Here is a 21939-nt window from a genome sequence, read left to right as displayed (position 1 = left end):
TCAGACTGAGCGTAGCAGAAGACTGCCTTTTTCGCTGATATAATTGCGCAGCCGCTCCGGAAAATCGGCGGTGACGGAACCGGCCACTTCCGGTAATTCCATGAGCAAGGCCGTCCAGCGGCGCAGTTTGCCCAAGGCTTCCCAGCGCGGCAACGGACGTAATGCGTTGAGGATTTCCATGCGCATGAACAGCGGTGCGTAGGCCGCATCCACGAGGCTGAAGTTCTGGCCGGCAAAAAAATGGCCACCAAGCATGTTTTTTTCCAGCCGCTCCAGTTTGTCGAAAAGCTGGCGACTGGCGGCGGTGAAACGTTCTTCACCCTGGGCAACCATCATCTGAAACTGGTCACCGATCATTTCGCTGCCAAAGGCAATCCAGGCACGATGCTGGGCGCGCTCCAGAGGATCCGCGGGATGCAATGCCGGAGCGATGGTTTCATCCAGATATTCATTGATGACCTGGGACTCAAAAAGTACCGTGTTCGTACCGATTTTCAGACAGGGGACTTTACCCATGGGGGATAAAGCGAGAAACCATTCAGGTTTATGGGCGAGATCGATATGGGTGAGCTGGAAGCCCACCTGTTTATGGAGCAGAGTGATGATGGAGCGTTGCACATAGGGACAGAGGGGGAAGCTGATCAGTTCCAGAGTCATGGCATTCTCCTCGTTTAGACCTCAGCGTGTGCCCAGCGCACAACGATACAAGGCGACTTCTCCAAAAAAATTGGGTAACAGACGATTGCGCCAGGTACTGCGACGCTGGTCATTCAGTACCACCCGCTGATGAATGACAATACCATTTTCAGCGCAAAGCTGCTCGAAATCCCGGATCGTACACAGGTGGATGTTGGGAGTATCATACCATGAATGGGGCAAGGCGTCTGTGGTGGGCATTTTGCCAAGAACGCCCAGTTGCCAGCGCGCATGCCAGTGCCCCATATTGGGGAAGGTCACGATGACTTCCCGACCTACCCGCAACATTTCCAGCAATAGCTGGCGCGGATAGGTCGTCGCCTGGAGCGTGAGGGAAAGCACAACGGTATCCACGCTTAAGTCGGCAAAGTTTTTGAGTCCCTGATCCAGATCCTGCTGAATGACGGGAATTCCCCGGCGAATGGCCGCAACAATCCGGTCTTCCTCGATTTCCACCCCGTAACCTTGCACTTCCTTTTCGGCACGCAGGTAAGCCAGGAGTTCCCCCTCCCCGCAACCCAGATCGAGGATGCGACTTTGGGGAGCTATCCAGTCGGCAATGATGGCCAGATCACGACGCAACTTCATAGTCCGATCTCCTCGGCAACGCGTTGCAGATAGGTGCGGAGGACGGCCACATACTGGGGGATGGGCATCAAAAACGAGTCATGGCCGTGGGTGGTTTCGATTTCGGCATAGCTGACATCCCGATTGCAGGTATAGAGTGCCTGGACGATTTCCCGGGAGCGCTCCGGGGAAAAGCGCCAGTCGGAACTGAAAGAGATGACCAGAAAAGCGGCTTGTACCTGGGCAAAGGCCGCTGCCAGATTGCCCCCGTAGGCACTGGCCGGATCAAAGTAATCCAGGGCCTTGGTAATGTAGAGATAGCTATTGGCATCAAAACGTTCGACAAAGCTGGAACCCTGATAGCGCAGATAGCTTTCCACCTCAAAATCCACATCAAAACCAAAAGAGAAAGCCTTGCCTCCTCGGGTGTCGCGGCCAAACTTGCTGCGCATGGCGTCATCCGAAAGATAGGTGATATGGCCGATCATGCGGGCAAGGGAGAGTCCCCGGCGGGGTTTGGTATCGTGCGCATAATAGCGGCCATTATGAAAATCCGGATCGGTCATGATCGCCTGTCGGCAGACTTCGTTGAAAGCGATGTTCTGGGCAGTCAGCTTGGGCGCGGCAGCAATGACCACGGCATTGCGCAGGCGCTCCGGGTAATCCATGCTCCATTGCATAACCTGCATGCCGCCCAGGCTACCGCCAATGACGGCAGCCCATTGCGCAATACCCAGGTGGTCAGCCAGATCGGCCTGGGTTTTCACCCAGTCATGCACGGTCACCATGGGGAAATCCAGGCCCCAGGGACTACCCGTTTGCGGGTTGATGCTCGCTGGACCGGTCGAACCTTTGCACGATCCGATGAAGTTGGCGCAGACGAAAAAAAACTGCTCCGTATCCATGGCCTTGCCGGGGCCGAGCAGGTGCTCCCACCAGCCCGGTTTGCGATCCTCCATGTGATGATAACCGGCAGCATGATGGTCACCGGAAAGCGCGTGACAAAGCAGAATCGCATTGCTGCGCTCCGGGTTCAGCACGCCGTAACTTTCATAAACCAAGGTATAGCCAGGCAAGCTTCGCCCACACTCCAGTTGCAGGTCGGCCGGGAAAGTGACCGTCTGCGGTGTGACCAATCCAACGGAATCAGCAGGTATTTGAGCAGGCATGGTATGCTTTATCTAATCATCAAAACAGAGCCGAGTGAGTCTAAACTTCAAGCCGGGCGGCGACAAGCGGCAGGAAGGTGGTGATAGGGTGCTACAAACCCTGTGTAAGAATTTTGTATTCACGCGTCTGGATGGTCTAGAATTATCGCTAGAAAGGCTGAGCGACAAGTTGTGCTTGGTCATGCGCCATGTTGCTGGGAGATGATTTTGGCCTGGAAGTGGGTAAATCGCGTAGTCAGCTGGGTCGAAGGGGGCGCCGAGCTGGTCATGGCCCGGCCTCGTCCCTGGTTGTTGCTCTCCGGAGGTGCCTTGGTGCTTGCAGCCATTCCCTTCCCGGAATGGCTGATGTATGCCCTGGCCCCTTTGGGCTTGCTCTTCGGCCTGGAAATCGCCGCCAATACCGATGAAGAGGTGGAATCCTATACCCCCCGACAAATCCGGCATGCCCTGCACGTGGCCGTGGTCTGGGGGATGCTTTTTGCCGTTTTTGGCATGATTTTCGAGTTTGGCCAGGACATGGTCGTCATGGGCGGCCTGCTCGCCGGAATCCATATTCCCTGGCAGGACAATACCGGGATGGGGCAGGGATTCTGGGGCTGGTGGTTTGCTTTCGGACAGCGTTTCTCGGACTTGTCCCTGATGCCTTACTTCTGGTTTTCTCCGGCTTTTTTCGGTATCGCCCTGGCCTTGCACAAGGGCCATGGCTGGCTTGAATCCGAGGTGGAAACCACCTTGACCCTGTTGTTCCGGCCGGAATTGCGGGATCCCCTGATTGGACTCTGGGCCATTATTCTGTTGGCCAATCTGTTCATGCCGGCCTTTTCCCAATTGTGGCTGGGCTTGATTGTCTGGGTTCTGGGACCACCCGTCATTCATGTCGCCTATCAGGACATATTTGCCGACAAACGACGCCCACCCCGGAAAAAGAAAGAGGCCACACACTTTGTGCTGGCGCAGCATCCCCAGCCGGTGCGTGTCAAGCTCTGATGAGTTTCATTCATGGCGTGCACGCATTTTTTACGCTTGCCGTGAGTGCTTGTATCCATTAGTGTCTAGCCACAAATTTCCCGGAAGTTTTTGAAGGAGTGCAGCATGTTTTCCAAAACCCTCAGTATTGCTGATTTTGATCCCCCCTTGTGGGATGCCATACGCAAGGAAACCCAACGTCAGGAAGACCATGTGGAACTCATTGCTTCCGAAAACTATACCAGTCCCATGGTAATGGCGGCCCAGGGTTCGGTGCTGACCAACAAGTACGCCGAGGGTTATCCGGGCAAACGTTATTATGGTGGCTGCGAATATGTGGACGTCGCCGAGCAACTGGCCATTGATCGCGCTCTGGAGCTCTTTGGTGCCGAACACGCCAATGTGCAGCCCCATTCCGGCTCTCAGGCAAACCAGGCGGTGTATCTTTCGGTCTTGCAGCCGGGTGACAAGATCATGGGCATGAGTCTGGCCCATGGGGGACATCTGACCCACGGCGCCAAGGTCAATGTGTCGGGCAAGCTCTTTCGGGTGGCTGCCTATGGGGTGCGTGCTGAAGATGGCCGCATTGATTATGATGCACTGGCGGCCCAAGCCGAACAGGAACGCCCCAAAATGATCGTCGCTGGTGCCAGCGCCTATTCCCGCATCATTGATTTTGAAAAAATCGGCGAGATTGCCCGGAGTATCGGTGCGTATCTGCTGGTGGATATGGCCCATATTGCCGGACTGGTTGCCGCCGGTTTGCATCCCAGCCCGGTGCCCCATGCTGATTTTGTCACCACCACCACCCACAAAACCCTGCGTGGTCCGCGTGGTGGCCTGATTCTCTGTCGAGAAGAATATGCCAAAAAGGTGAACTCGTTGATTTTCCCTGGATTGCAGGGCGGCCCCCTGATGCATGTCATTGCGGGCAAGGCGGTGGCCTTCCGGGAAGCCTTGCAGCCCGAATTCAAGACCTATCAGCAGCAGGTCATTCGCAATGCCCAGACCCTGAGCGGGGTCTTGGCTGAGCGCGGTTATACGGCCGTTTCTGGCGGCACCGACAATCATCTGTTCCTCCTCAATCTGGGCGAAAAGGTGACAGGCAAGGAAGCCGAGGAGGCCCTTGGTCTGGCGCACATTACCGTCAACAAGAACGCGGTGCCTTTTGATACCCGTCCGCCCGCCGTCACCAGCGGTATTCGTATCGGTACTCCGGCAGCCACTACCCGTGGTTTTGGCGACGCGGAAATGCAGCGCTTGGGCAAGGGTATCGCCGATGTGCTGGATGCTCCTGGTGATGAGGCGGTGATCGCCCGGGTGCAAGCGGATATGATCGCCCTGTGCAAACAGTTTCCGGTTTACGGTTAGGATTCTGTGCATTGCCCGTTTTGCGCCTTCGCTGATACCCGGGTGGTGGATTCCCGCCTTGCCGATGAGGGTGGGACAGTGCGGCGCCGCCGGGAATGTCCGCAATGCGGACAACGCTTCACGACTTTTGAGCGGGCAGAACTGGCCTTGCCGATGGTGGTGAAAACCGATGGTCGCCGCGAGGCTTTCAATGAAGACAAGCTCCAGCGGGGCTTGACCCGGGCACTCAGCAAACGGCCCGTGCCCACGGAACAGGTGGATGCTGCCTTGCGCCAGATACAACGTCGCCTGCGCGAAAAAGGTGATCGTGAAGTACCGGCGCGCCTGATCGGGGAGCTGGTCATGGAAGCCTTGCGCGGCCTCGATCCTGTCGCCTATGTGCGCTTTGCCTCGGTCTATCGGCGCTTTGAAGATGTGGACGCCTTCAGTGCGGAAATTGCCCGTTTGAAAGCGGTGCAGCCCACGGATACGGAAGAAGGTGCAGGTGCGGACTGATCGCGATGCGACCTTCATGGCGCTGGCGCTGGATCTGGCGCGGCAGGGATTGTACTCCACCCATCCCAATCCTCGGGTGGGCGCCTTGGTGGTGCAGGGTGAAAACATCGTTGGTCGGGGCGCCCATCTTTTTGCCGGAGAGGCTCATGCCGAGGTTATTGCTCTGGCCGAAGCCGGAGCGGCCGCCCGGGGTGGAACCGTATATGTTACCCTGGAGCCCTGTTGCCATCAGGGACGCACCGGACCCTGTGCGGATGCCTTGATTGGCGCCGGGGTGGCGCGTGTGGTCGTGGCCATGCAGGATCCCAATCCACTGGTGGCAGGACAGGGCATTGCCCGCCTCCGGGCTGCCGGAATTCCGGTGGATATCGGCTGCGGTGAAGCGGAAAGCCGGGCGCTGAACCCCGGTTTTTTGCGGCGTATGGAAAGTGGTCGCCCCTGGATCCGTCTGAAGCAGGCCATCAGCCTGGATGGCGCTGTGGCGTTGGCCAATGGACAGAGCCAATGGTTGACCGGCGCGCTGGCGCGCGCCGATGTGCAAAAAGAGCGGGCGCGGGTCAGTGCCATTATGGTAGGGGTTGGCACGGTCCTGGCCGATAATCCGCGTCTGGCTCCGCGCCTGGAAATGTCTTTGCGCCGTTATCCGGTCAAGGTGATTCTGGATACCCATTTGCGTACCCCCGCTGATGCTGCGCTGTTTGCCTCACCGGGTGCGGTCTGGATTGCTCATGGACCGGAAGTGCCGGCGGCAAAGCACAGTCGGCTCCAAAAGGCGGGGGCGGAGTTGCTTGCCGTTCCCTTGGAGGGAGCGCGGCTGGATCCATTGGCGCTGCTGCACTTGCTGGCCGAGAAACAGATGAACGAAGTGCTGGTGGAAGCTGGACCGACCTTGGCACGCGCCTTGTTTGCCGCAAAGCTGGTGGATGAGTGGATAGTCTATGTGGCGCCCATGCTCCTGGGTCAGGGAGCCCAAGGGGCAGTGCAGGTGGGGCCTTTTGCCCGGCTTGCCGATGCCCCGCGCTGGCAGAGTCGCGGCATCGAATTGCTGGACAATGATCTGAAGTGGACCCTGAGTCCGCGGGAGGACTGAAACATGTTCACGGGTATTATTGAGGCGCTGGGTCAGGTGCGCCAATTACAGCCCCAGGGCGGTGACTACCGGATGACCCTGGCTTCTGGCGGCCTTGATCTGGGGGATGTCAAGCTGGGAGACAGTATTGCCGTATCGGGTGTTTGTCTGACGGTGGTGGATCTCCATAAGGACGGGTTCGCGGTGGATATTTCCCGCGAAACCCTGGATAGGACCCTGCTCGGTAGCCTGAAAACAGGGAGTGCCGTGAATCTCGAAAAAGCCCTGCGTCTGGCTGATCGTCTGGGGGGACATCTGGTGGCCGGGCATGTGGATGGGGTGGGGCAGATTCACAGCATACAGGATTCAGGTCGCTCCCGGGTATTTGCGGTGACCGCACCCCGGGAGTTGCTGCGTTACATTGCTGCCAAAGGCAGCATTTGTGTGGACGGTATCAGTCTGACCGTCAATGCCCTGGAGGGAGATCGTTTCTTGCTCAATCTGATTCCCCATACCCTGAGTCAGACGACGGCAGCGGCCTGGCGGGTGGGCCAGCGGGTGAATCTGGAGGTGGATCTGGTTGCCCGCTATCTGGAACGCTGGGTAGCGACCGTGTCAGACTCGGCGCTAAAATCACCCATCTCTCGCGAATCATTGGCTGCCAAAGGATATCCGGTATGAGTGCAGGTAAAATCAGTTCCGCCGAAGAAATCATTGCAGATATTGCGGCGGGTCGCATGGTGATTCTCATGGACGATGAAGGTCGGGAGAATGAGGGTGATCTGATCATGGCGGCAGAGTTTGTGACTCCCGCCGCCATCAATTTCATGGTGACTCAGGCGCGTGGTCTGGTGTGTTTGCCCTTGACCCGGGAGCGTTGCCAACAATTGCGCTTGCCACAAATGGTCGGGCACAATACCGCCAGCCTTGGCACCGCGTTTACGGTTTCCATTGAGGCGGCCCGGGGCGTGACCACAGGCATTTCTGCGGCAGATCGGGCCGCCACCGTTCAGGCGGCCATTGCTGCCGATGCGGTGCCCGAAGATCTGGTGATGCCCGGTCATGTTTTCCCGCTGGCTGCCGAACCGGGTGGAGTGCTGGTGCGCGCTGGTCACACCGAGGCGGCAGTAGATCTGGCGCGTCTGGCCGGCTGCCAGCCTGCCGGAGTGATTTGCGAGATTCTCAATGCCGATGGTGAAATGGCGCGTTTGCCGGATTTGCTTCCTTATGCGGCGGAGCATGGCCTCAAGATCGGAACCATTGCCGACCTGATTCGTTACCGCCTCGAAAGGGAAAGGATTGTCGAGCGCGAGGCCCAGGGTCCCTGGCAGACGGTTTATGGGGATTTCCAGTTATACGTCTATCGCGATTGGGTGGCCAGGGAAACTCATTTTGCCCTGGCCATGGGCGATGTGGCGGCTGCGGATAGTCCTGTGCTGGTCCGGGTGCAGGTCGGTAAAATCCTCAACGATCTGTTTGCCGGGGCCGCCAGTCCCAATACCCGGGCCTTGCAGCGCATTGCGGCAGAGGGTCGCGGCGTGCTGGTGTACCTGCATCACGAGGAAACGGTGGAAGAACTTCTGCAGGAAGTGGCCGCCTTGCCGGAATTGCCCAAAGGACCGGGTCAGGCCGGGGATGCCGGAAGGGTTTTGCGTACTTTTGGCATTGGCGCCCAGATTTTGACGGATCTGGGCGTGCATCGCGCCGAGGTATTGAGTGACAGTCAGTTCCAGTATCGGGGGATCGGTGGATTTGGCCTCGAAATTGTCGGGCAACGTCCATTTCAGGAAAATAACTAAGGAAAAATCATGATTCAACAAATAGAAGGCAGTCTGCAAGCCGGCAAGTTTCGTTTTGTGCTGCTGGTCAGCCGTTTCAACAGTTTTATCACCCAGCAACTGGAGCAGGGTGCCATAGATGCCCTGCGTCGTCACGGCGCCAGTGACGAGCAAATTCATGTGGTCTATGTGCCGGGTGCCTATGAAATCCCGCTGGTTGCGCAAAAACTGGCTCGCAGTGGCAATTATGATGCCGTTCTCTGTCTGGGGGCCGTCATTCGCGGAGGTACGCCCCATTTCGATTATGTGGCCGGAGAAGTATCCAAAGGCGTGGCACAGGTGGCCATGGATACGGGTATTCCGGTTATTTTTGGCATATTGACCACGGACAGCATCGAGCAGGCCATTGAACGGGCAGGCACCAAAGCCGGAAACAAGGGTTTCGATGCGGCAATGACCGCCCTCGAAATGGTGCAACTGCTGGATCAGATCTGAACTTCCATGAAAAACAGTCGTCGCCGCCTGGCGCGTCAGGCCATCATCCAGGCTTTATACCAGTGGCAGTTGAATCCCGGGCATTGTGCAGATATCGCCTTGCAGTTTACGGCCGACCCGGAACGCCTGCAGGGGGCCGATCGGGAATTTTTTGCCAGCGTCTGGGAGGGTGTTTGTCACGCCATCCCGCAGCTGGATCCCGCCATCGCCGAGGAAATCCCGGATCGACGTTGGGAAGATGAAATCAGTGAGGTGGAACGCGCCATTTTGCGTCTGGCGGCTTACGAGCTGCGGGATTTGCCGCAAACCCCCTACCGGGTGGTCATCAATGAGGCCATCGAGTTGGGCAAGGATTTTGGGGCCGAACAGGGCCATCGCTTTGTCAATGCCGTGCTCGACAAGCTTGCCCAGCGCTGGCGACAGATGGAAACTGCCCAAATCGAACCCTGAATACGGACGCCGTTCAGCGTCTTTTTAGGCTTGTGATAATGATGCCGAGTCCGGTTGGCCCTGAGGGGAGTGATGGCTGAAAAAAGTTCTGGCAGTTTCTTAGCTTTATGGTGTAACCTTCACATCTGAAAGCCATTACCCTGCATTTATGGAGTGAATCATGCCTGCTCATCGTTTTTTGCGTATTCCTGGGGTGTTCTCTTGCTCGGCGGCCGCCTTGTTATTGCTTGCCGCGCCTCTGGCCGATGCCCAGACCATGGCCGGTAAAGCGGAAATGGAAGATTCTGCCAGTTCACAACCGGCAGAGCTGACCACCGCCAAACTGGAAAACAGTATTGGTACGCGTTGCGCGCTGGGTGAGGGCGTGCCCCAGAACTATGGTCTCGCGGCACAATGGTTTGAAAAATCCGCCCTGCATGGTTATGGAAAGGCCGAATACAATCTGGGCATGCAATATTATTTTGGTCAGGGTGTTCCCAAGGATTTGGCCAAGGCGGCTTACTGGTGGAACAAGGCTGCAGCGCTGGGAGTTTCTGCCGCTCAGTATAACCTGGGTAATCTCTACTTCATGGGTCAGGGCGTGCCGCAGGATTATAGCAAAGCCGCCCTGTGGTGGCATAAGGCGGCAGCAGCGGGCAACGTGCAGGCGAGCAAAAACCTGCAGGTTCTGGCCCGCACGGTGCCCGAATTTAAAAAAGCCACTGTTGTCGCGGTCGCCGACAAAAAGGGCGATTAGGCCCGATAAAACCGGGTTCTCAGCCGTTGCTCTCGGTTTTGGACCCGCTGATGCCGTTGCTTTTTTGAATACGTAAGGCAGCGGCGTGCTCTTTTTCGATATATTCCCGCTTGCCTCTTTCTTCATTGAGTTGACCTTCCAGTTCCGAAAGCCGGCGTTCGTGACGGCGTATTTTCAGCTTATTACGAATATGGGTCGGCAAGTAAATCAACATGCTGGCAATGAAACCCGCCACAAATCCACAGAGCAATATCACGCCTTGTGACTGGGCGAAAGTCCATGAAAAAAAATGCACGGATGTCATGACATTGTTCTGGACGGCAAATATGACCGCCAATGCCGCAATAATCAGAGAAATAATGATCCACATGATGATACCCTCCCTGTGATGGAATATTAAAGCCGCTAGTCTCGCACTTTGAAGAAGCTGGACACCCAGTGTATGGCAATCCAGCTCAGGGCAGGCAGCAAAATCAGCCAGGCCCAGAGTGGCAGATCGAGAATGGCAAAATCCAGTTTATGGGTCAGGGCGGCCATGATGCCAATGCCAATGACGATAAATGTTCCGCTGACTCCAAAGGAGAGGCGCAACATGCCCCGCCGCAGCTCTTGCCGAATCCCATCCAGATCCTGATTGCGGATTACCAGAGGAAGTTCACCTTGTTGTGTCTGGCGAAGAATATTGTGCAAAAGAACAGGCATTTCAGGTAATACGAGTCCCCATTCAGGAAAATGCCGCTGCATTTCTGTCCACCAACCTCGAGGACCGCGCTGGCGACTCAGCCACTCCCTGAGCAGCGGCGTGGCTACTTCCCACATGTTGAGTGCCGGATTGAAGTCCCGGGCAATGCCTTCCACATTTACCAGGGTTTTCTGGAGCAATAGCAGCTGGGGCTGGGTTTGCATCTGAAATGCCCGGGTCGTCTGGAACAGGCGCAACAAAAGATTGGCCACTGAGATTTCATTCAGCGGTTTTTCAAATACCGGCTCGGCAATGGCCCGGATTGCTGCCTCGAAATCCTGGACATTGGTATCGGGAGGCACCCAGCCAGCTTCCACATGCGCCTCGGCGACTCTTCGGTAGTCCCTTTGGAAAAAGGCAACCATGTTTTCCGCCAGGTAGTGCTGACTGGCATCGTCCAGGCTGCCCATGATGCCAAAATCGACGGCAATGAAACGACCATTTTGGGGATCAATGAAAATATTGCCCGGGTGCATGTCTGCGTGGAAATAGGCGTCACGAAAAACCTGGCGGAAAAAGATTTCCGCCGCGCGGCGGGAGAGCTGGTCAAAATTGATGCCGGCCTTGCGCAAGGCGTCCATTTGCCCGATGGGGATACCATAAATACGTTCCATCACCAGGACGGCTGAACTGCAAAAATCCCAATAAATTTCCGGAACGTAAAGCAGATTAGGTTCGGCGGCAAAATTGCGGCGCAGCTGGCTGGCATTGGCCGCTTCGCGCAATAAATCCAGTTCACCGCGCAAGGTTTTGGCATATTCCGCCACGACTGCACGGACGCGCAGGCGTCTGCCTTCTTGCGAATAGCGTTCAGCCAGATCCGCCAGCAGGCCCAATATGGCCAGGTCCTGATCGATTACCCGGCGCAATCCCGGACGCCGGACCTTGATGGCGACTTCACGTCCGTCCTTCAGAACGCCAAAATGCACCTGGGCGATGGATGCTGCCGCAGCGGGCTGGGGGTCGAACTCCGCAAATATTGATGGGACCGGTTTGCCGAGTGCTGCTTCAATGATTTTGCGGGCCTCCTCAGAGGAGAAGGGGGGGACGGCATCCTGCAGCTTGGCTAGCTCCTGAGTAATATAATCGGGTAGCAAGTCGCGCCGGGTGGATAACATCTGCCCCAGTTTGATGAAGGTCGGACCCAATGTTTCGAGGGCCTGGCGGAGGCGTTCCGCAAAATCTCCTTGGGGTTTGGGACCCAGCCAAGACATGGGGCTGAGGCGTAGAACGGTCCGATAGGGCTTCAGTATGGGCAAAAAATAAAGCACTTCATCCAGGCGGTAGCGCACCAGGACGCGAGTGATGTGCAGGGTACGCACGAAACGAAGCAGGGATTGTCGCATGATCGCTAGTCTAGCATGGAATCAGGATGCTGCATGATGGAAAAAACCATAAAAAAGGCGGATCAGTACTGATCCGCCTTGCATCGCTATTTAGGCGCTGATTAATGGACGGTTTTTTGAACCTTAATGCTGGAGTTGATCTCCACGCGCTGGTTCAGGAAGCGTCCTCGTGCGGTGGCGTTGCTGGCAACGGGATCATTATAGGAATGACCTTTGAGGACCATACGATCGTTGGAAACGCCGTGTCTGCTCAAGTATTGCGCCACACTCTGGGCACGCAACTTTGACAGTTTCAGGTTGTACGCGTAGCTGCCAACCTTGCTGCAGTAACCATTCACGTCCAGAACCGCGCTGGGATGATTTTTGGCAAAATCGGCGACCTCATCCAGAACCTTGATGTCATGATCCAGTAGCTTGTAGGAATCAAATTTGAAGTTGATGCCGGTAATGGTGATGGGTTTGCTGACCAGCACCGTGCGCTCAACGGGAGCAATGGGTGCGGGTGCGGGTGCGGGAGCAGGCGTCACAGCCACCGGTGCTGGCTTGGCGGGTGCGCAGTATTCAGGGACGGCACCGTCAGTAACAGGACGGCCACCGCGAACGCAGGCCCCTGTGGAGGTGACCACGGGCTTGCCTCCTGCCTGAATGGCATAACCGGTATAGCCGTTGTCTGCAAAGGCTGTTCCGGCACAAAGACCGCCGCTGATGGCCAGCATCAGGGTAATACGTTTAATGTGTTGCATTTATAAACCCTCCTCTCAAGCTCAGGCAGAAATCTGCCGGACAAAATCTAAAACCGTCACGCAAAGAATGTTGTAATTCGGCAACGATGTCAAGAAATTAGGAACAAGCATTGCTTTTTGGTGAAGTAGTTTACTCTGCCCTGACTACTTGCTGCGAATTGGCACAAACGTTTTGAAGTATATTATAGTACGTTATAGATATTACCCGGTTTAAATCTGTTGACAGACCCCTGCCCTAGGCGGCACAATGCGCCGCTAATCGTGGAGGGGTTCCCGAGCGGTCAAAGGGATCAGACTGTAAATCTGACGGCTCTGCCTTCGGAGGTTCGAATCCTCCTCCCTCCACCATATTATATGATGAGTAGAAATTGTAGTGTAAGCGGCGCGGGCGTCACGGTTTATGCGGGTGTAGTTCAATGGTAGAACCTCAGCCTTCCAAGCTGATGGTGTGGGTTCGATTCCCATCACCCGCTCCAGAAGTAGGCCCACATAGCTCAGGCGGTAGAGCACTTCCTTGGTAAGGAAGAGGTCACCGGTTCGAATCCGGTTGTGGGCTCCATATTATTTTTTCTTGGTCTGTTTTCTTGGGGAGTTTCTGATGTCCAAAGGGAAATTTGAGCGGACGAAGCCGCATGTAAACGTGGGAACGATTGGTCACGTGGACCATGGGAAGACCACATTGACGGCGGCGCTGACGAAGGTGCTGTCGACGAAGTTTGGCGGTGAGGTACGGGCCTATGATCAGATTGACAATGCGCCGGAAGAGCGGGCGCGTGGCATCACGATTGCGACCTCGCACGTGGAGTACGAGACGGAGAACCGTCACTACGCGCACGTGGATTGTCCGGGGCACGCCGACTACGTCAAGAACATGATCACCGGAGCCGCGCAGATGGACGGTGCCATTCTCGTGGTATCGGCGGCGGATGGCCCGATGCCCCAGACCCGCGAACACATTCTGCTGGCCCGTCAGGTGGGTGTTCCCTATATTGTCGTGTTTCTGAACAAGGCGGACATGGTGGACGATGCCGAGCTGCTGGAGCTGGTGGAAATGGAAGTCCGAGAGTTGCTGACCAAGTACGACTTTCCGGGAGATGACATTCCGGTGGTGATTGGCTCCGCCCTCAAGGCGTTGGAAGGGGATCAGAGCGACATTGGTGAGCCGTCCATCTTCAAGCTGGCGGACGCTCTGGACAGTTACATTCCGTTGCCGGAACGTCCGGTGGACAAGCCCTTTCTGATGCCCATTGAAGACGTGTTTTCCATTTCCGGACGGGGCACTGTGGTGACGGGTCGTATCGAGCGCGGTGTGGTCAAGGTGGGGGATGAAATTGAAATCATTGGCATCCGCGACACGGCCAAGAGCATTGTGACCGGCGTGGAAATGTTCCGGAAGATTCTGGACCAGGGGCAGGCGGGGGACAATGTCGGAGTGCTGCTGCGGGGTACCAAGAAAGACGATGTGGAGCGGGGCCAGGTCCTGGCCAAGCCGGGCAGCATCAAGCCGCACACGCGTTTTGAAGCCGAAGTGTATGTATTGTCGAAGGAAGAAGGTGGACGTCACACGCCGTTTTTCAATGGTTATCGCCCGCAGTTTTACTTTCGGACGACGGACGTGACGGGCGCGGTGGAATTGCCGGAAGGGGTGGAGATGGTGATGCCGGGAGACAACATTCTGTTCAAGGTTTCTCTGATTGCCCCCATCGCGATGGAAGAAGGTCTGCGCTTTGCGGTTCGTGAAGGCGGCCGTACGGTGGGCGCTGGCGTGGTTTCCAAGGTGGTCGAATAATTCGGTAGCGTTGTATAGTTGAACGGCGGCTTGACCGCCGTTTGCCGTCTGCAGGGCAGTAGCTCAATTGGTAGAGCAGCGGTCTCCAAAACCGCAGGTTGGGGGTTCGATCCCCTCCTGCCCTGCCATTATTATAAGGTGCGGTGGTCATGTCGGAAAAAGTGAGGCTCTATTTTGCGGCAGGTTTCGCTGCCCTCGGGGTGTTCGCCTACTTTCTGATCCCCGCGCGTATCGGGACGTATTACCCGAGTGTTGGCCTTGCCGCCGGTTTGCTGATTGCCGTCGGCTTGTTTGCCTATAGTGAAAGCGGAAAGAAGCTTTTGGTGTTTTTTCGAGAGGCGTATCTCGAATTGCTGAAAGTCGTCTGGCCAACCCGCACTGAAGTGTTGCGGAGTACTGCCATCATCATAGGCTTGATTGCCGTCATTGCGGCCTTTCTGTGGTTGGTCGATCTAGCACTCCTTGGTGTGGTACGGCTACTACTCGGAGGAGTTGGCTAAATGGCTATGCGTTGGTATGTGGTACATGCATTCTCGGGTTTTGAGAAAAAAGTTCAGGCAGAAATACGCGAACGGGCACAGCGTGAAGGCCTCGCAGATCGTTTTGGCGAGATCCTGGTGCCTGTGGAAGAAGTCGTGGAAATGCGCAATGGCCAGAAAACCAATTCTCAGCGCATGTTTTATCCGGGCTATGTCCTGGTGCAAATGGAAATGGATGACACCACCTGGCATCTGGTGAAAAGCACTCCCCGGGTGACGGGTTTCGTGGGCGGATCCGTAGGGCGTCCTCATCCACTCAGCGATGCTGAAACAGATGCCATCATGGACCGTATCAAGGAAGGCGTCGAAAAACCCCGTCCCAAGTTCAGCTTCGATGCGGGTGAACAGGTGCGCGTCATTGACGGACCTTTCAAAGATTTCAATGGCGTGGTGGAAGAAGTCAATTTTGAAAAAAGCAAGCTGCGGGTATCGGTCACCATTTTTGGTCGGTCCACCCCCGTGGAGCTGGATTTTGGTCAGGTAGAAAAAGTCTGACCGTGACATGACGAGGGAGCCTGGCGGCGTTTGCACCTCACAGGAGTTTAGTAATGGCAAAGAAAATAACGGGTTATATCAAGTTGCAGGTGAAGGCTGCGCAAGCCAATCCGAGTCCACCCATTGGCCCGGCCCTGGGACAACGCGGCCTCAATATCATGGAATTCTGCAAGGCCTTCAATGCCCAGACCCAGGGTGTGGAGCCAGGTTTGCCTCTGCCGGTGGTGATTACGGTTTATGCCGATAAAAGTTTTACCTTTGAGGTCAAAACTCCACCCGCTGCAGTACTGTTGATGAAAGCTGCGGGTTTGCCCAAGGGTAGTGGCCGTCCCAATACCGTCAAGGTCGGTAAGGTCACGGAAGCACAGGTCGAGGAAATCGCCAAGACCAAAATGCCCGATCTGAACACCGAAAATCTGGAATCCGCCAAACGGAGTGTGCGCGGAACTGCCCGGAGTATGGGCCTGACGGTGGAGGATTAAGACATGGCGAATAAATCCAAACGGACTCAGCTAGTTCGGGATATGGTCAATCGTAACCAGCACTACGGTATTGAAGAAGCGCTGGAACTGGTCAAAAAAATGGCGACCGCCAAATTTGACGAGTCGGTGGATGTGGCGGTAGGACTGGGTATTGACCCCCGCAAGTCGGATCAGGTGGTTCGCGGTGCGGTAGTGCTGCCAAACGGTACGGGTAAGCAAACGCGGGTCGCCGTGTTTGCGACGGCGGACAAAGCCAACGAAGCACGGGAAGCGGGTGCGGATATTGTCGGCATGGAAGATCTGGCAGAGCAGGTAAAGGCTGGTCAGATGGACTTCGACGTGGTGATTGCCACTCCTGATGCCATGCGTATTGTCGGTACTTTGGGGCCGGTGCTGGGTCCGCGTGGTTTGATGCCTAACCCCAAGGTGGGCACGGTTACTGCCGATGTGCGCACGGCTGTTGTCAATGCCAAAGGCGGTCAGGTGCGTTACCGCGCCGACAAGGGCGGGGTTGTGCATAGCAGCATCGGTAAATCCTCTTTCGAGGCCAAAGCGTTGCAGGAAAATTTGCTGGCCCTGATTGACAGTTTGCGTAAAGCCAAGCCGGCCACTAGCAAGGGTATTTATATTCGTAAGGTCAGTTTGTCCCCGACCATGGGTCCTGGGGTCGTGGTAGATCTTTCTGGTCTGGCGTAACAGTTTTCTGTCTTCGGGCGGAAAAGTCGGCGTGAGCCGGCGTACAAAGACCGCAGGGGGCGCAAGCCTTAATGATTTTCCCTGCGTAGGCGACGGCGCGCCAGCTTTTTGGCCGCCTCGGTTAGATAGGAGGTGACATTCACGTGAGCCTTAAACTCGCAGAAAAAGAACAGGTTGTCATCGCCCTTCAGGCCAAAATCGCAGAGGCGCAAGCCACTGTGGTAGCAGAATATCGTGGTTTGACTGTGGCACAGATGACGGCATTTCGGGCTGAGGCACTGAAGCAGTCCGTACATGTTCAGGTAGTAAAAAATACGCTGTTGAAGCGGGCATTGCTGGGCACACCGTTTGCGGTCATGGAACCTTTGTTGAAGGGACCCTTGGTATTTGCAGCGGCGGAAGATCCGGTGGCATTAGCCAAAATCTTTACGGATTTCTCCAAGCGTTTTGACAAGCTGGTGGTTACCGGTGGGGTATTGAGTGGCAAGCAGATTGACGCAGCGGCGATTGTTCAGTTGAGCAAGATGCCGTCCCGTGAAGAATTGCTGGCGAAGTTGCTCGGCACCATGCAGGCACCAGTATCCGGTTTTGTACGCACCCTCAACGAGGTTCCGAGTCGTTTTGTTCGGGTCCTTGCAGCAGTTCGCGATCAACGCGCTGCCTAACTCAAAATTGATGATGAAGGAGTTGTGAAATGGCATTGTCCAAAGCAGAAATTTTAGACGCTATTGCAGGTATGACGGTTTTGGAACTTTCCGAACTGATCAAGGAAATGGAAGAAAAGTTCGGTGTGTCTGCAGCTGCAGTAGCTGTTGCTGCTCCTGCCGGCGGCGCTGCAGGTGGTGAAAATGCTGCCGCAGCAGAAGAACAGACGGAATTTGATGTCATTCTGACCGGTGCTGGCGCCAATAAGGTAAACACCATCAAGGTGGTGCGTGCCATTACCGGTCTGGGCCTGAAAGAAGCCAAGGATCTGGTGGATGGCGCTCCCAAGCCGGTCAAGGAAGGCGTTGCCAAGGCCGAGGCGGAAAGTGTCAAGGCACAACTCGTCGAGGCCGGGGCCGAGGCGGAGATCAAATAATCTGTTATACCCGTTTTGAGCGGTTTATCTGGCTGGCAACAGTAAAGGTTGCCAGCCCCTTATCGTTTGTGGAAAGCAGCTTTAAGTCTTGTCCCTAAACCTTGCAGTTGTTGCGCGGAGCATCCATGGCCTACTCTTTTACTGAAAAGAAACGGATTCGTAAAGACTTTGGCAAAAGCCAGAGCATTCTCGCAGTGCCATATCTGCTGGCTACGCAGATGGATTCTTATCGAGAGTTCCTCCAGGAGTCGGTGCCTCCGGCGGCGCGCAAGGAAACAGGGCTGGAGGCGGTTTTCCGCTCGATTTTTCCCATGGAAAGCTATTCCGGCAATGCCATGCTGGATTATGTTTCCTACCGTCTGGAAAAACCGGCCTTTGATGTGGTGGAATGCCGTCAGCGTGGTCTGACCTATAATGCCGGGCTGCGCGTGCGTCTGCGCCTGGCGGTCATGGAAAAGGACGACAGTACCGGCGCCAAGCGCGTCAAGGATGTCAAGGAGCAGGACGTGTACATGGGCGAAATACCGCTCATGACCGAACATGGTTCTTTTGTCATCAACGGTACCGAGCGCATTATTGTGTCCCAGTTGCACCGTTCCCCGGGTGTGTTTTTTGATCATGACCGGGGCAAAACCCATTCTTCCGGCAAGTTGTTGTTTAATGCCCGAATCATTCCCTATCGCGGTTCCTGGCTGGATTTTGAATTTGATCCGAAGGATCATGTTTATGCTCGTATTGACCGGCGTCGTAAATTGCCAGCGACGACGCTGTTGCGAGCGCTCGGCTACAGCACCGAAGATATTCTCGAAATGTTTTTCGAAACGGATACCTTCCATATTCTCGACGGCGTGCTGCTCTATGATTTCATCCCCCAGCGTTTGCAGGGTGAAATTGCCAGCTTTGATATCGTCAACCCGGCAACCGGCGAACTGCTGGTAGCGACGGGTAAACGCATCACCGCGCGTCATATCAAGGCCATGGCCGAAGTCCCGGGTTTGCAACAGTTGCCTGTACCCGATGTGTTCGTGCTGGGAAAAATCGTCGCCAAGGATGTGGTCAACCCGGAAACCGGTGAAGTGCTGCTGGCCGTCAATGAACCCATTACCGGCGAAGTGCTGGATGTGTTGCGCAAGGGACCGTCATTGTCCCTGCATACCTTGTACATCAATGAACTCGATCGCGGGCCGTATATTTCCGAGACTCTGCGCATTGACACTTCCCGGGATGCCCATGAAGCGCAGATGGAAATTTATCGCTTGATGCGCCCGGGTGAACCGCCCACCAAGGATGCCGCACAGAATCTGTTCCAGGGTCTGTTCTTCAGCCCGGATCGTTATGATTTGTCGGCTGTGGGGCGGATGAAATTCAACCGCCGGGTGGGTCGTGAAGAAATTACCGGCCCCGGTGTGTTGAGCAGTGAAGACATTCTCGCCGTGCTCAAGGTATTGGTGTCCCTGCGTAATGGTATCGGGGAGATTGATGACATTGATCACCTCGGCAATCGCCGGGTCCGCTCGGTCGGTGAGTTGATGGAGAACCAGTTCCGTCTGGGATTGGTGCGGGTGGAAAGAGCCGTGAAAGATCGTCTGGCCCTGGCCGAAAGCGAAGGCTTGACGCCCCAGGATCTCATCAATGCCAAACCCATCGCGGCAGTCGTCAATGAGTTTTTTGGTTCCAGCCAGCTCTCCCAGTTCATGGACCAGACCAATCCGTTGTCTGAAGTCACCCACAAGCGCCGGGTTTCCGCCCTGGGGCCTGGCGGCTTGACCCGTGAACGGGCCGGGTTTGAGGTCCGCGACGTGCATCCTACCCATTATGGCCGAATCTGCCCGATTGAAACACCGGAAGGTCCTAATATCGGTTTGATCAACAGCTTGTCCTGCTATGCCCGGACCAACGAATACGGCTTTTTGGAAACCCCGTATCGACGGGTTGTCGATAGCCGTGCGACCGATGAAATCGAGTATCTTTCCGCCATTGAAGAAGGCAATTACATGATTGCCCAGGCCAACTCGGCCCTGGACGACAATGGCATGCTGATGGATGATCTGATTTCCTGTCGTTACAAGAACGAGACGACACTGGCCAGTCGTGATCAGGTCCAATTCATGGATATTTCTCCCCGCCAGATTGTTTCAGTGGCGGCGAGTATGATTCCCTTCCTTGAACACGATGATGCCAACCGGGCCCTCATGGGTTCGAACATGCAGCGTCAGGCGGTGCCCACCATTCGTTCCGATGCACCCATGGTGGGCACGGGTATGGAGCGGGTGGTGGCCATCGATTCCGGTGCCGCCGTGGTGGCCCGCCGTGGTGGGGTGGTGGATATTGTCGATGGCGCCCGTATTGTCATCCGCGTCAATGACGAAGAGACCCTGGCGGAAGAGCCCGGCGTGGATATTTACAATCTGGTGAAATACGCCCGCTCCAACCAGAACACGACATTGAATCAGCGGCCGGTAGTACAGGTCGGCGATGTGGTCAGTCGCGGTGATGTGCTGGCCGACGGTCCCAGTACCGAAATGGGTGAACTGGCTCTGGGGCAAAACATGCTGGTGGCTTTCATGCCCTGGAATGGTTATAATTTTGAAGATTCTATCCTGATTTCGGAGCGGGTGGTGGCAGAAGATCGCTACACCACCATCCATATTGAAGAGTTTCCGGTTTTTGCCCGGGATACCAAACTGGGGCCGGAAGAAATTACCCGGGATATTCCCAATGTCGCCGAAGGTGCACTCCGCCATCTGGATGAATCGGGCATTGTCGTCATTGGTGCCGAACTGTCTCCCGGAGACATTCTGGTGGGCAAGGTAACGCCCAAGGGCGAAACCCAGTTGACCCCCGAAGAGAAGCTGTTGCGCGCCATCTTCGGTGAGAAGGCTTCGGATGTGAAGGATAATTCCTTGCGCATGCCGGCCGGCATGTATGGAACGGTGATCGACGTCCAGGTGTTCACCCGCGATGGTATCGACAAGGATGCGCGGGCCAAGTCCATCGAAGAGCAGGAATTGACCCGCATCCGCAAGGACTTGAACGATCAGTACCGGATTGTCGAGGAAGACAGTTATCAGCGTATTGAAAGGCAGTTGATCGGCAAGGTGGCCGAGGGTGGTCCCAATGGGCTTGCCGCTGGAAACAAGGTCACCAAGGCTTATCTGAAGGATCTGCCCCGCGCCCAATGGTTCGAAATCCGCCTGCGTTCTGAAGAAGGTAATGATGCGCTGGAGCAGATTCGCGCCCAGCTGGAGGAACAGCGCCAGCGTCTGGATGCCGTGCTGGAAGAAAAGCGCCGCAAGCTGACCCAGGGCGATGATCTCAGCCCCGGTGTGCTGAAAATGGTCAAGGTGCATGTGGCTATCAAGCGGCAGCTGCAGCCCGGCGACAAAATGGCGGGCCGCCACGGCAACAAGGGGGTGGTGTCCAAAATCGTACCGGTAGAGGACATGCCGTATCTGGCGGATGGCACCTCAGTAGATATCGTGCTCAATCCTCTGGGCGTGCCTTCCCGTATGAATGTGGGTCAGATTCTGGAAACCCATCTGGGCTGGGCAGCCAAAGGACTCGGTAAAAAAATTGCGGCCATGCTGGAAAGCGATCTGGCCATGCAGGAAATGCGGGCTTTTCTCGCGGAAATCTACAACCGGGCCGGCAAGAAGGAAGATCTCGACAGTCTCAGCGATGAGGAAATCCGGGAACTGGCGCAAAATCTGCGCGGTGGTGTGCCCATGGCGACGCCGGTCTTTGACGGTGCCTCCGAAGAGGAAATCCGCGATATGCTGGAACTGGCCGGACTGCCGCGAAGCGGTCAGGTGACGCTCTATGATGGTCGCACGGGGGATGCCTTTGATCGCCCGGTGACCGTGGGTTACCTCTATATGCTCAAGCTGCACCACTTGGTCGATGACAAGATGCATGCTCGCTCCACCGGACCTTACAGCCTGGTGACGCAGCAACCCTTGGGTGGTAAGGCACAATTCGGTGGTCAGCGCTTCGGAGAAATGGAAGTCTGGGCCCTGGAAGCCTATGGAGCGGCCTATACCTTGCAGGAAATGCTGACCGTGAAATCCGATGACGTCAGTGGACGGAGTAAAATGTATGAGTCCATCGTCAAAGGCGATTTCCGCATGGATGCCGGAATGCCGGAGTCTTTCAACGTGCTGTTGAAAGAGTTGCGTTCGCTGGGTATTGACATTGAATTGGAACAGTCCAAGTAATATTTCTGCCCCGGGCGGGC

The 21939-nt window shown here is 55.9% G+C and carries 23 protein-coding genes and 4 tRNA genes; 21 read left to right on the top strand and 6 right to left on the bottom strand.

The window, feature by feature from the left end; genetic code table 11:
* From ACJU26_RS14195 to metX, 3 genes are read right to left on the bottom strand one after another with little or no spacing between them, the layout of a single operon-like run.
* On the bottom strand, positions 1–657 hold the full coding sequence (locus ACJU26_RS14195) for a glutathione S-transferase family protein (protein ID WP_414040250.1): 657 nt from the start codon (positions 655–657) through the stop codon (positions 1–3).
* Positions 658–678: 21 nt separating this feature from the next.
* Positions 679–1284 (bottom strand): methionine biosynthesis protein MetW, encoded by a 606-nt coding sequence (metW, locus tag ACJU26_RS14190; RefSeq protein WP_414040249.1) that lies wholly within the window; start codon positions 1282–1284, stop codon positions 679–681.
* On the bottom strand, positions 1281–2432 hold the full coding sequence (gene metX, locus ACJU26_RS14185; protein ID WP_414040248.1) for a homoserine O-succinyltransferase MetX: 1152 nt from the start codon (positions 2430–2432) through the stop codon (positions 1281–1283). Before metX ends, metW begins: the two co-directional genes overlap by 4 nt.
* 207 nt (positions 2433–2639) lie before the next feature.
* On the opposite strand from metX, the gene ACJU26_RS14180 reads away from it, so the two are divergent.
* The 9 genes from ACJU26_RS14180 (at position 2640) to ACJU26_RS14140 (ending at position 9792) form a co-directional block, all read left to right on the top strand.
* The gene (locus ACJU26_RS14180) at positions 2640–3419 is read left to right on the top strand and encodes a hypothetical protein (RefSeq protein WP_414040247.1); all 780 of its coding nucleotides are present in this window, start codon (positions 2640–2642) and stop codon (positions 3417–3419) included.
* A 105-nt stretch (positions 3420–3524) separates the two neighbouring features.
* A complete protein-coding gene (gene glyA, locus ACJU26_RS14175) occupies positions 3525–4769 on the top strand; it encodes a serine hydroxymethyltransferase (protein WP_414040246.1) in 1245 nt (414 codons plus the stop codon).
* Positions 4770–4775: 6 nt separating this feature from the next.
* Positions 4776–5264: a transcriptional regulator NrdR gene (gene nrdR, locus ACJU26_RS14170; RefSeq protein ID WP_414040245.1), complete on the top strand. Its 489-nt coding sequence runs from the start codon at positions 4776–4778 to the stop codon at positions 5262–5264.
* Positions 5254–6354: a bifunctional diaminohydroxyphosphoribosylaminopyrimidine deaminase/5-amino-6-(5-phosphoribosylamino)uracil reductase RibD gene (gene ribD, locus ACJU26_RS14165; RefSeq protein ID WP_414040244.1), complete on the top strand. Its 1101-nt coding sequence runs from the start codon at positions 5254–5256 to the stop codon at positions 6352–6354. Before nrdR ends, ribD begins: the two co-directional genes overlap by 11 nt.
* 3 nt (positions 6355–6357) lie before the next feature.
* Positions 6358–7014: a riboflavin synthase gene (locus ACJU26_RS14160; RefSeq protein ID WP_414040243.1), complete on the top strand. Its 657-nt coding sequence runs from the start codon at positions 6358–6360 to the stop codon at positions 7012–7014.
* The gene (ribB, locus tag ACJU26_RS14155; protein WP_414040242.1) at positions 7011–8132 is read left to right on the top strand and encodes a 3,4-dihydroxy-2-butanone-4-phosphate synthase; all 1122 of its coding nucleotides are present in this window, start codon (positions 7011–7013) and stop codon (positions 8130–8132) included. Before ACJU26_RS14160 ends, ribB begins: the two co-directional genes overlap by 4 nt.
* Before the next feature lie 6 nt (positions 8133–8138).
* The gene (gene ribE / locus ACJU26_RS14150) at positions 8139–8606 is read left to right on the top strand and encodes a 6,7-dimethyl-8-ribityllumazine synthase (RefSeq protein ID WP_414041994.1); all 468 of its coding nucleotides are present in this window, start codon (positions 8139–8141) and stop codon (positions 8604–8606) included.
* 6 nt (positions 8607–8612) lie between these two features.
* Complete coding sequence (gene nusB, locus ACJU26_RS14145; protein ID WP_414040241.1) at positions 8613–9056, top strand: transcription antitermination factor NusB; 444 nt, start codon at positions 8613–8615, stop codon at positions 9054–9056.
* 160 nt (positions 9057–9216) lie between these two features.
* Positions 9217–9792: a tetratricopeptide repeat protein gene (locus tag ACJU26_RS14140; RefSeq protein ID WP_414040240.1), complete on the top strand. Its 576-nt coding sequence runs from the start codon at positions 9217–9219 to the stop codon at positions 9790–9792.
* Between the two features lie 19 nt (positions 9793–9811).
* Here ACJU26_RS14140 and ACJU26_RS14135 read toward each other — a convergent pair whose 3' ends face one another.
* The 3 genes from ACJU26_RS14135 to ACJU26_RS14125 form a co-directional block, all read right to left on the bottom strand.
* A complete protein-coding gene (locus ACJU26_RS14135) occupies positions 9812–10162 on the bottom strand; it encodes a LapA family protein (protein WP_414040239.1) in 351 nt (116 codons plus the stop codon).
* 35 nt (positions 10163–10197) lie between these two features.
* Entirely contained in the window at positions 10198–11880 is a 1683-nt protein-coding gene (gene ubiB, locus ACJU26_RS14130) for a ubiquinone biosynthesis regulatory protein kinase UbiB (RefSeq protein WP_414040238.1), read from the bottom strand.
* A 101-nt stretch (positions 11881–11981) separates the two neighbouring features.
* Positions 11982–12623 carry an OmpA family protein gene (locus ACJU26_RS14125; RefSeq protein WP_414040237.1) on the bottom strand — a complete coding sequence of 214 codons (642 nt, stop codon included), beginning with the start codon at positions 12621–12623 and terminating at the stop codon, positions 11982–11984.
* 263 nt (positions 12624–12886) lie between these two features.
* Between ACJU26_RS14125 and ACJU26_RS14120 the strand changes: the two genes are divergently transcribed.
* From ACJU26_RS14120 to rpoB, 12 genes are all read left to right on the top strand, one after another.
* Positions 12887–12971, top strand: a tRNA-Tyr gene (locus ACJU26_RS14120).
* Between the two features lie 54 nt (positions 12972–13025).
* Positions 13026–13099, top strand: a tRNA-Gly gene (locus tag ACJU26_RS14115).
* Positions 13100–13106: 7 nt separating this feature from the next.
* Positions 13107–13182 (top strand) — tRNA-Thr (locus tag ACJU26_RS14110).
* A 39-nt stretch (positions 13183–13221) separates the two neighbouring features.
* Positions 13222–14412, top strand: coding sequence for an elongation factor Tu (gene tuf / locus ACJU26_RS14105; protein WP_414040227.1), 1191 nt, complete (start codon positions 13222–13224; stop codon positions 14410–14412).
* 52 nt (positions 14413–14464) lie between these two features.
* Positions 14465–14540, top strand: a tRNA-Trp gene (locus ACJU26_RS14100).
* 21 nt (positions 14541–14561) lie between these two features.
* Positions 14562–14912, top strand: a complete 351-nt coding sequence (gene secE, locus ACJU26_RS14095) for a preprotein translocase subunit SecE (protein ID WP_414040236.1) — start codon at positions 14562–14564, stop codon at positions 14910–14912.
* Positions 14913–15446 (top strand): transcription termination/antitermination protein NusG, encoded by a 534-nt coding sequence (gene nusG / locus ACJU26_RS14090; RefSeq protein ID WP_414040235.1) that lies wholly within the window; start codon positions 14913–14915, stop codon positions 15444–15446.
* Positions 15447–15499: 53 nt separating this feature from the next.
* Positions 15500–15928, top strand: coding sequence for a 50S ribosomal protein L11 (gene rplK / locus ACJU26_RS14085; RefSeq protein ID WP_414040234.1), 429 nt, complete (start codon positions 15500–15502; stop codon positions 15926–15928).
* Between the two features lie 3 nt (positions 15929–15931).
* Complete coding sequence (gene rplA, locus ACJU26_RS14080) at positions 15932–16624, top strand: 50S ribosomal protein L1 (protein WP_414040233.1); 693 nt, start codon at positions 15932–15934, stop codon at positions 16622–16624.
* Positions 16625–16767: 143 nt separating this feature from the next.
* Positions 16768–17289 carry a 50S ribosomal protein L10 gene (gene rplJ / locus ACJU26_RS14075; protein WP_414040232.1) on the top strand — a complete coding sequence of 174 codons (522 nt, stop codon included), beginning with the start codon at positions 16768–16770 and terminating at the stop codon, positions 17287–17289.
* Between the two features lie 29 nt (positions 17290–17318).
* Entirely contained in the window at positions 17319–17705 is a 387-nt protein-coding gene (gene rplL / locus ACJU26_RS14070; protein ID WP_414040231.1) for a 50S ribosomal protein L7/L12, read from the top strand.
* A 125-nt stretch (positions 17706–17830) separates the two neighbouring features.
* Positions 17831–21919, top strand: a complete 4089-nt coding sequence (gene rpoB, locus ACJU26_RS14065; protein ID WP_414040230.1) for a DNA-directed RNA polymerase subunit beta — start codon at positions 17831–17833, stop codon at positions 21917–21919.
* Positions 21920–21939: the final 20 nt, after the last annotated feature.

The sequence above is a fragment of the Acidithiobacillus sp. M4-SHS-6 genome (assembly GCF_047421495.1).
Classification (GTDB): domain Bacteria; phylum Pseudomonadota; class Gammaproteobacteria; order Acidithiobacillales; family Acidithiobacillaceae; genus Acidithiobacillus.
Note: the sequence above shows the minus strand (reverse complement) of the source record. Positions and strands in the feature narration are given on the sequence as shown.

What these genes read in the sequence shown, in the direction of transcription:
- ACJU26_RS14195 (WP_414040250.1), bottom strand. Translation starts at nt 657, where the DNA reads ATGACTCTGGAACTGATCAGCTTCCCCCTCTGTCCCTATGTGCAACGC.
- metW (WP_414040249.1), bottom strand. Translation starts at nt 1,284, where the DNA reads ATGAAGTTGCGTCGTGATCTGGCCATCATTGCCGACTGGATAGCTCCC.
- metX (WP_414040248.1), bottom strand. Translation starts at nt 2,432, where the DNA reads ATGCCTGCTCAAATACCTGCTGATTCCGTTGGATTGGTCACACCGCAG.
- glyA (WP_414040246.1), top strand. Translation starts at nt 3,525, where the DNA reads ATGTTTTCCAAAACCCTCAGTATTGCTGATTTTGATCCCCCCTTGTGG.
- ACJU26_RS14160 (WP_414040243.1), top strand. Translation starts at nt 6,358, where the DNA reads ATGTTCACGGGTATTATTGAGGCGCTGGGTCAGGTGCGCCAATTACAG.
- ribB (WP_414040242.1), top strand. Translation starts at nt 7,011, where the DNA reads ATGAGTGCAGGTAAAATCAGTTCCGCCGAAGAAATCATTGCAGATATT.
- nusB (WP_414040241.1), top strand. Translation starts at nt 8,613, where the DNA reads ATGAAAAACAGTCGTCGCCGCCTGGCGCGTCAGGCCATCATCCAGGCT.
- ACJU26_RS14140 (WP_414040240.1), top strand. Translation starts at nt 9,217, where the DNA reads ATGCCTGCTCATCGTTTTTTGCGTATTCCTGGGGTGTTCTCTTGCTCG.
- ACJU26_RS14135 (WP_414040239.1), bottom strand. Translation starts at nt 10,162, where the DNA reads ATGTGGATCATTATTTCTCTGATTATTGCGGCATTGGCGGTCATATTT.
- ubiB (WP_414040238.1), bottom strand. Translation starts at nt 11,880, where the DNA reads ATGCGACAATCCCTGCTTCGTTTCGTGCGTACCCTGCACATCACTCGC.
- ACJU26_RS14125 (WP_414040237.1), bottom strand. Translation starts at nt 12,623, where the DNA reads ATGCAACACATTAAACGTATTACCCTGATGCTGGCCATCAGCGGCGGT.
- tuf (WP_414040227.1), top strand. Translation starts at nt 13,222, where the DNA reads ATGTCCAAAGGGAAATTTGAGCGGACGAAGCCGCATGTAAACGTGGGA.
- secE (WP_414040236.1), top strand. Translation starts at nt 14,562, where the DNA reads ATGTCGGAAAAAGTGAGGCTCTATTTTGCGGCAGGTTTCGCTGCCCTC.
- nusG (WP_414040235.1), top strand. Translation starts at nt 14,913, where the DNA reads ATGGCTATGCGTTGGTATGTGGTACATGCATTCTCGGGTTTTGAGAAA.
- rplK (WP_414040234.1), top strand. Translation starts at nt 15,500, where the DNA reads ATGGCAAAGAAAATAACGGGTTATATCAAGTTGCAGGTGAAGGCTGCG.
- rplA (WP_414040233.1), top strand. Translation starts at nt 15,932, where the DNA reads ATGGCGAATAAATCCAAACGGACTCAGCTAGTTCGGGATATGGTCAAT.
- rplL (WP_414040231.1), top strand. Translation starts at nt 17,319, where the DNA reads ATGGCATTGTCCAAAGCAGAAATTTTAGACGCTATTGCAGGTATGACG.
- rpoB (WP_414040230.1), top strand. Translation starts at nt 17,831, where the DNA reads ATGGCCTACTCTTTTACTGAAAAGAAACGGATTCGTAAAGACTTTGGC.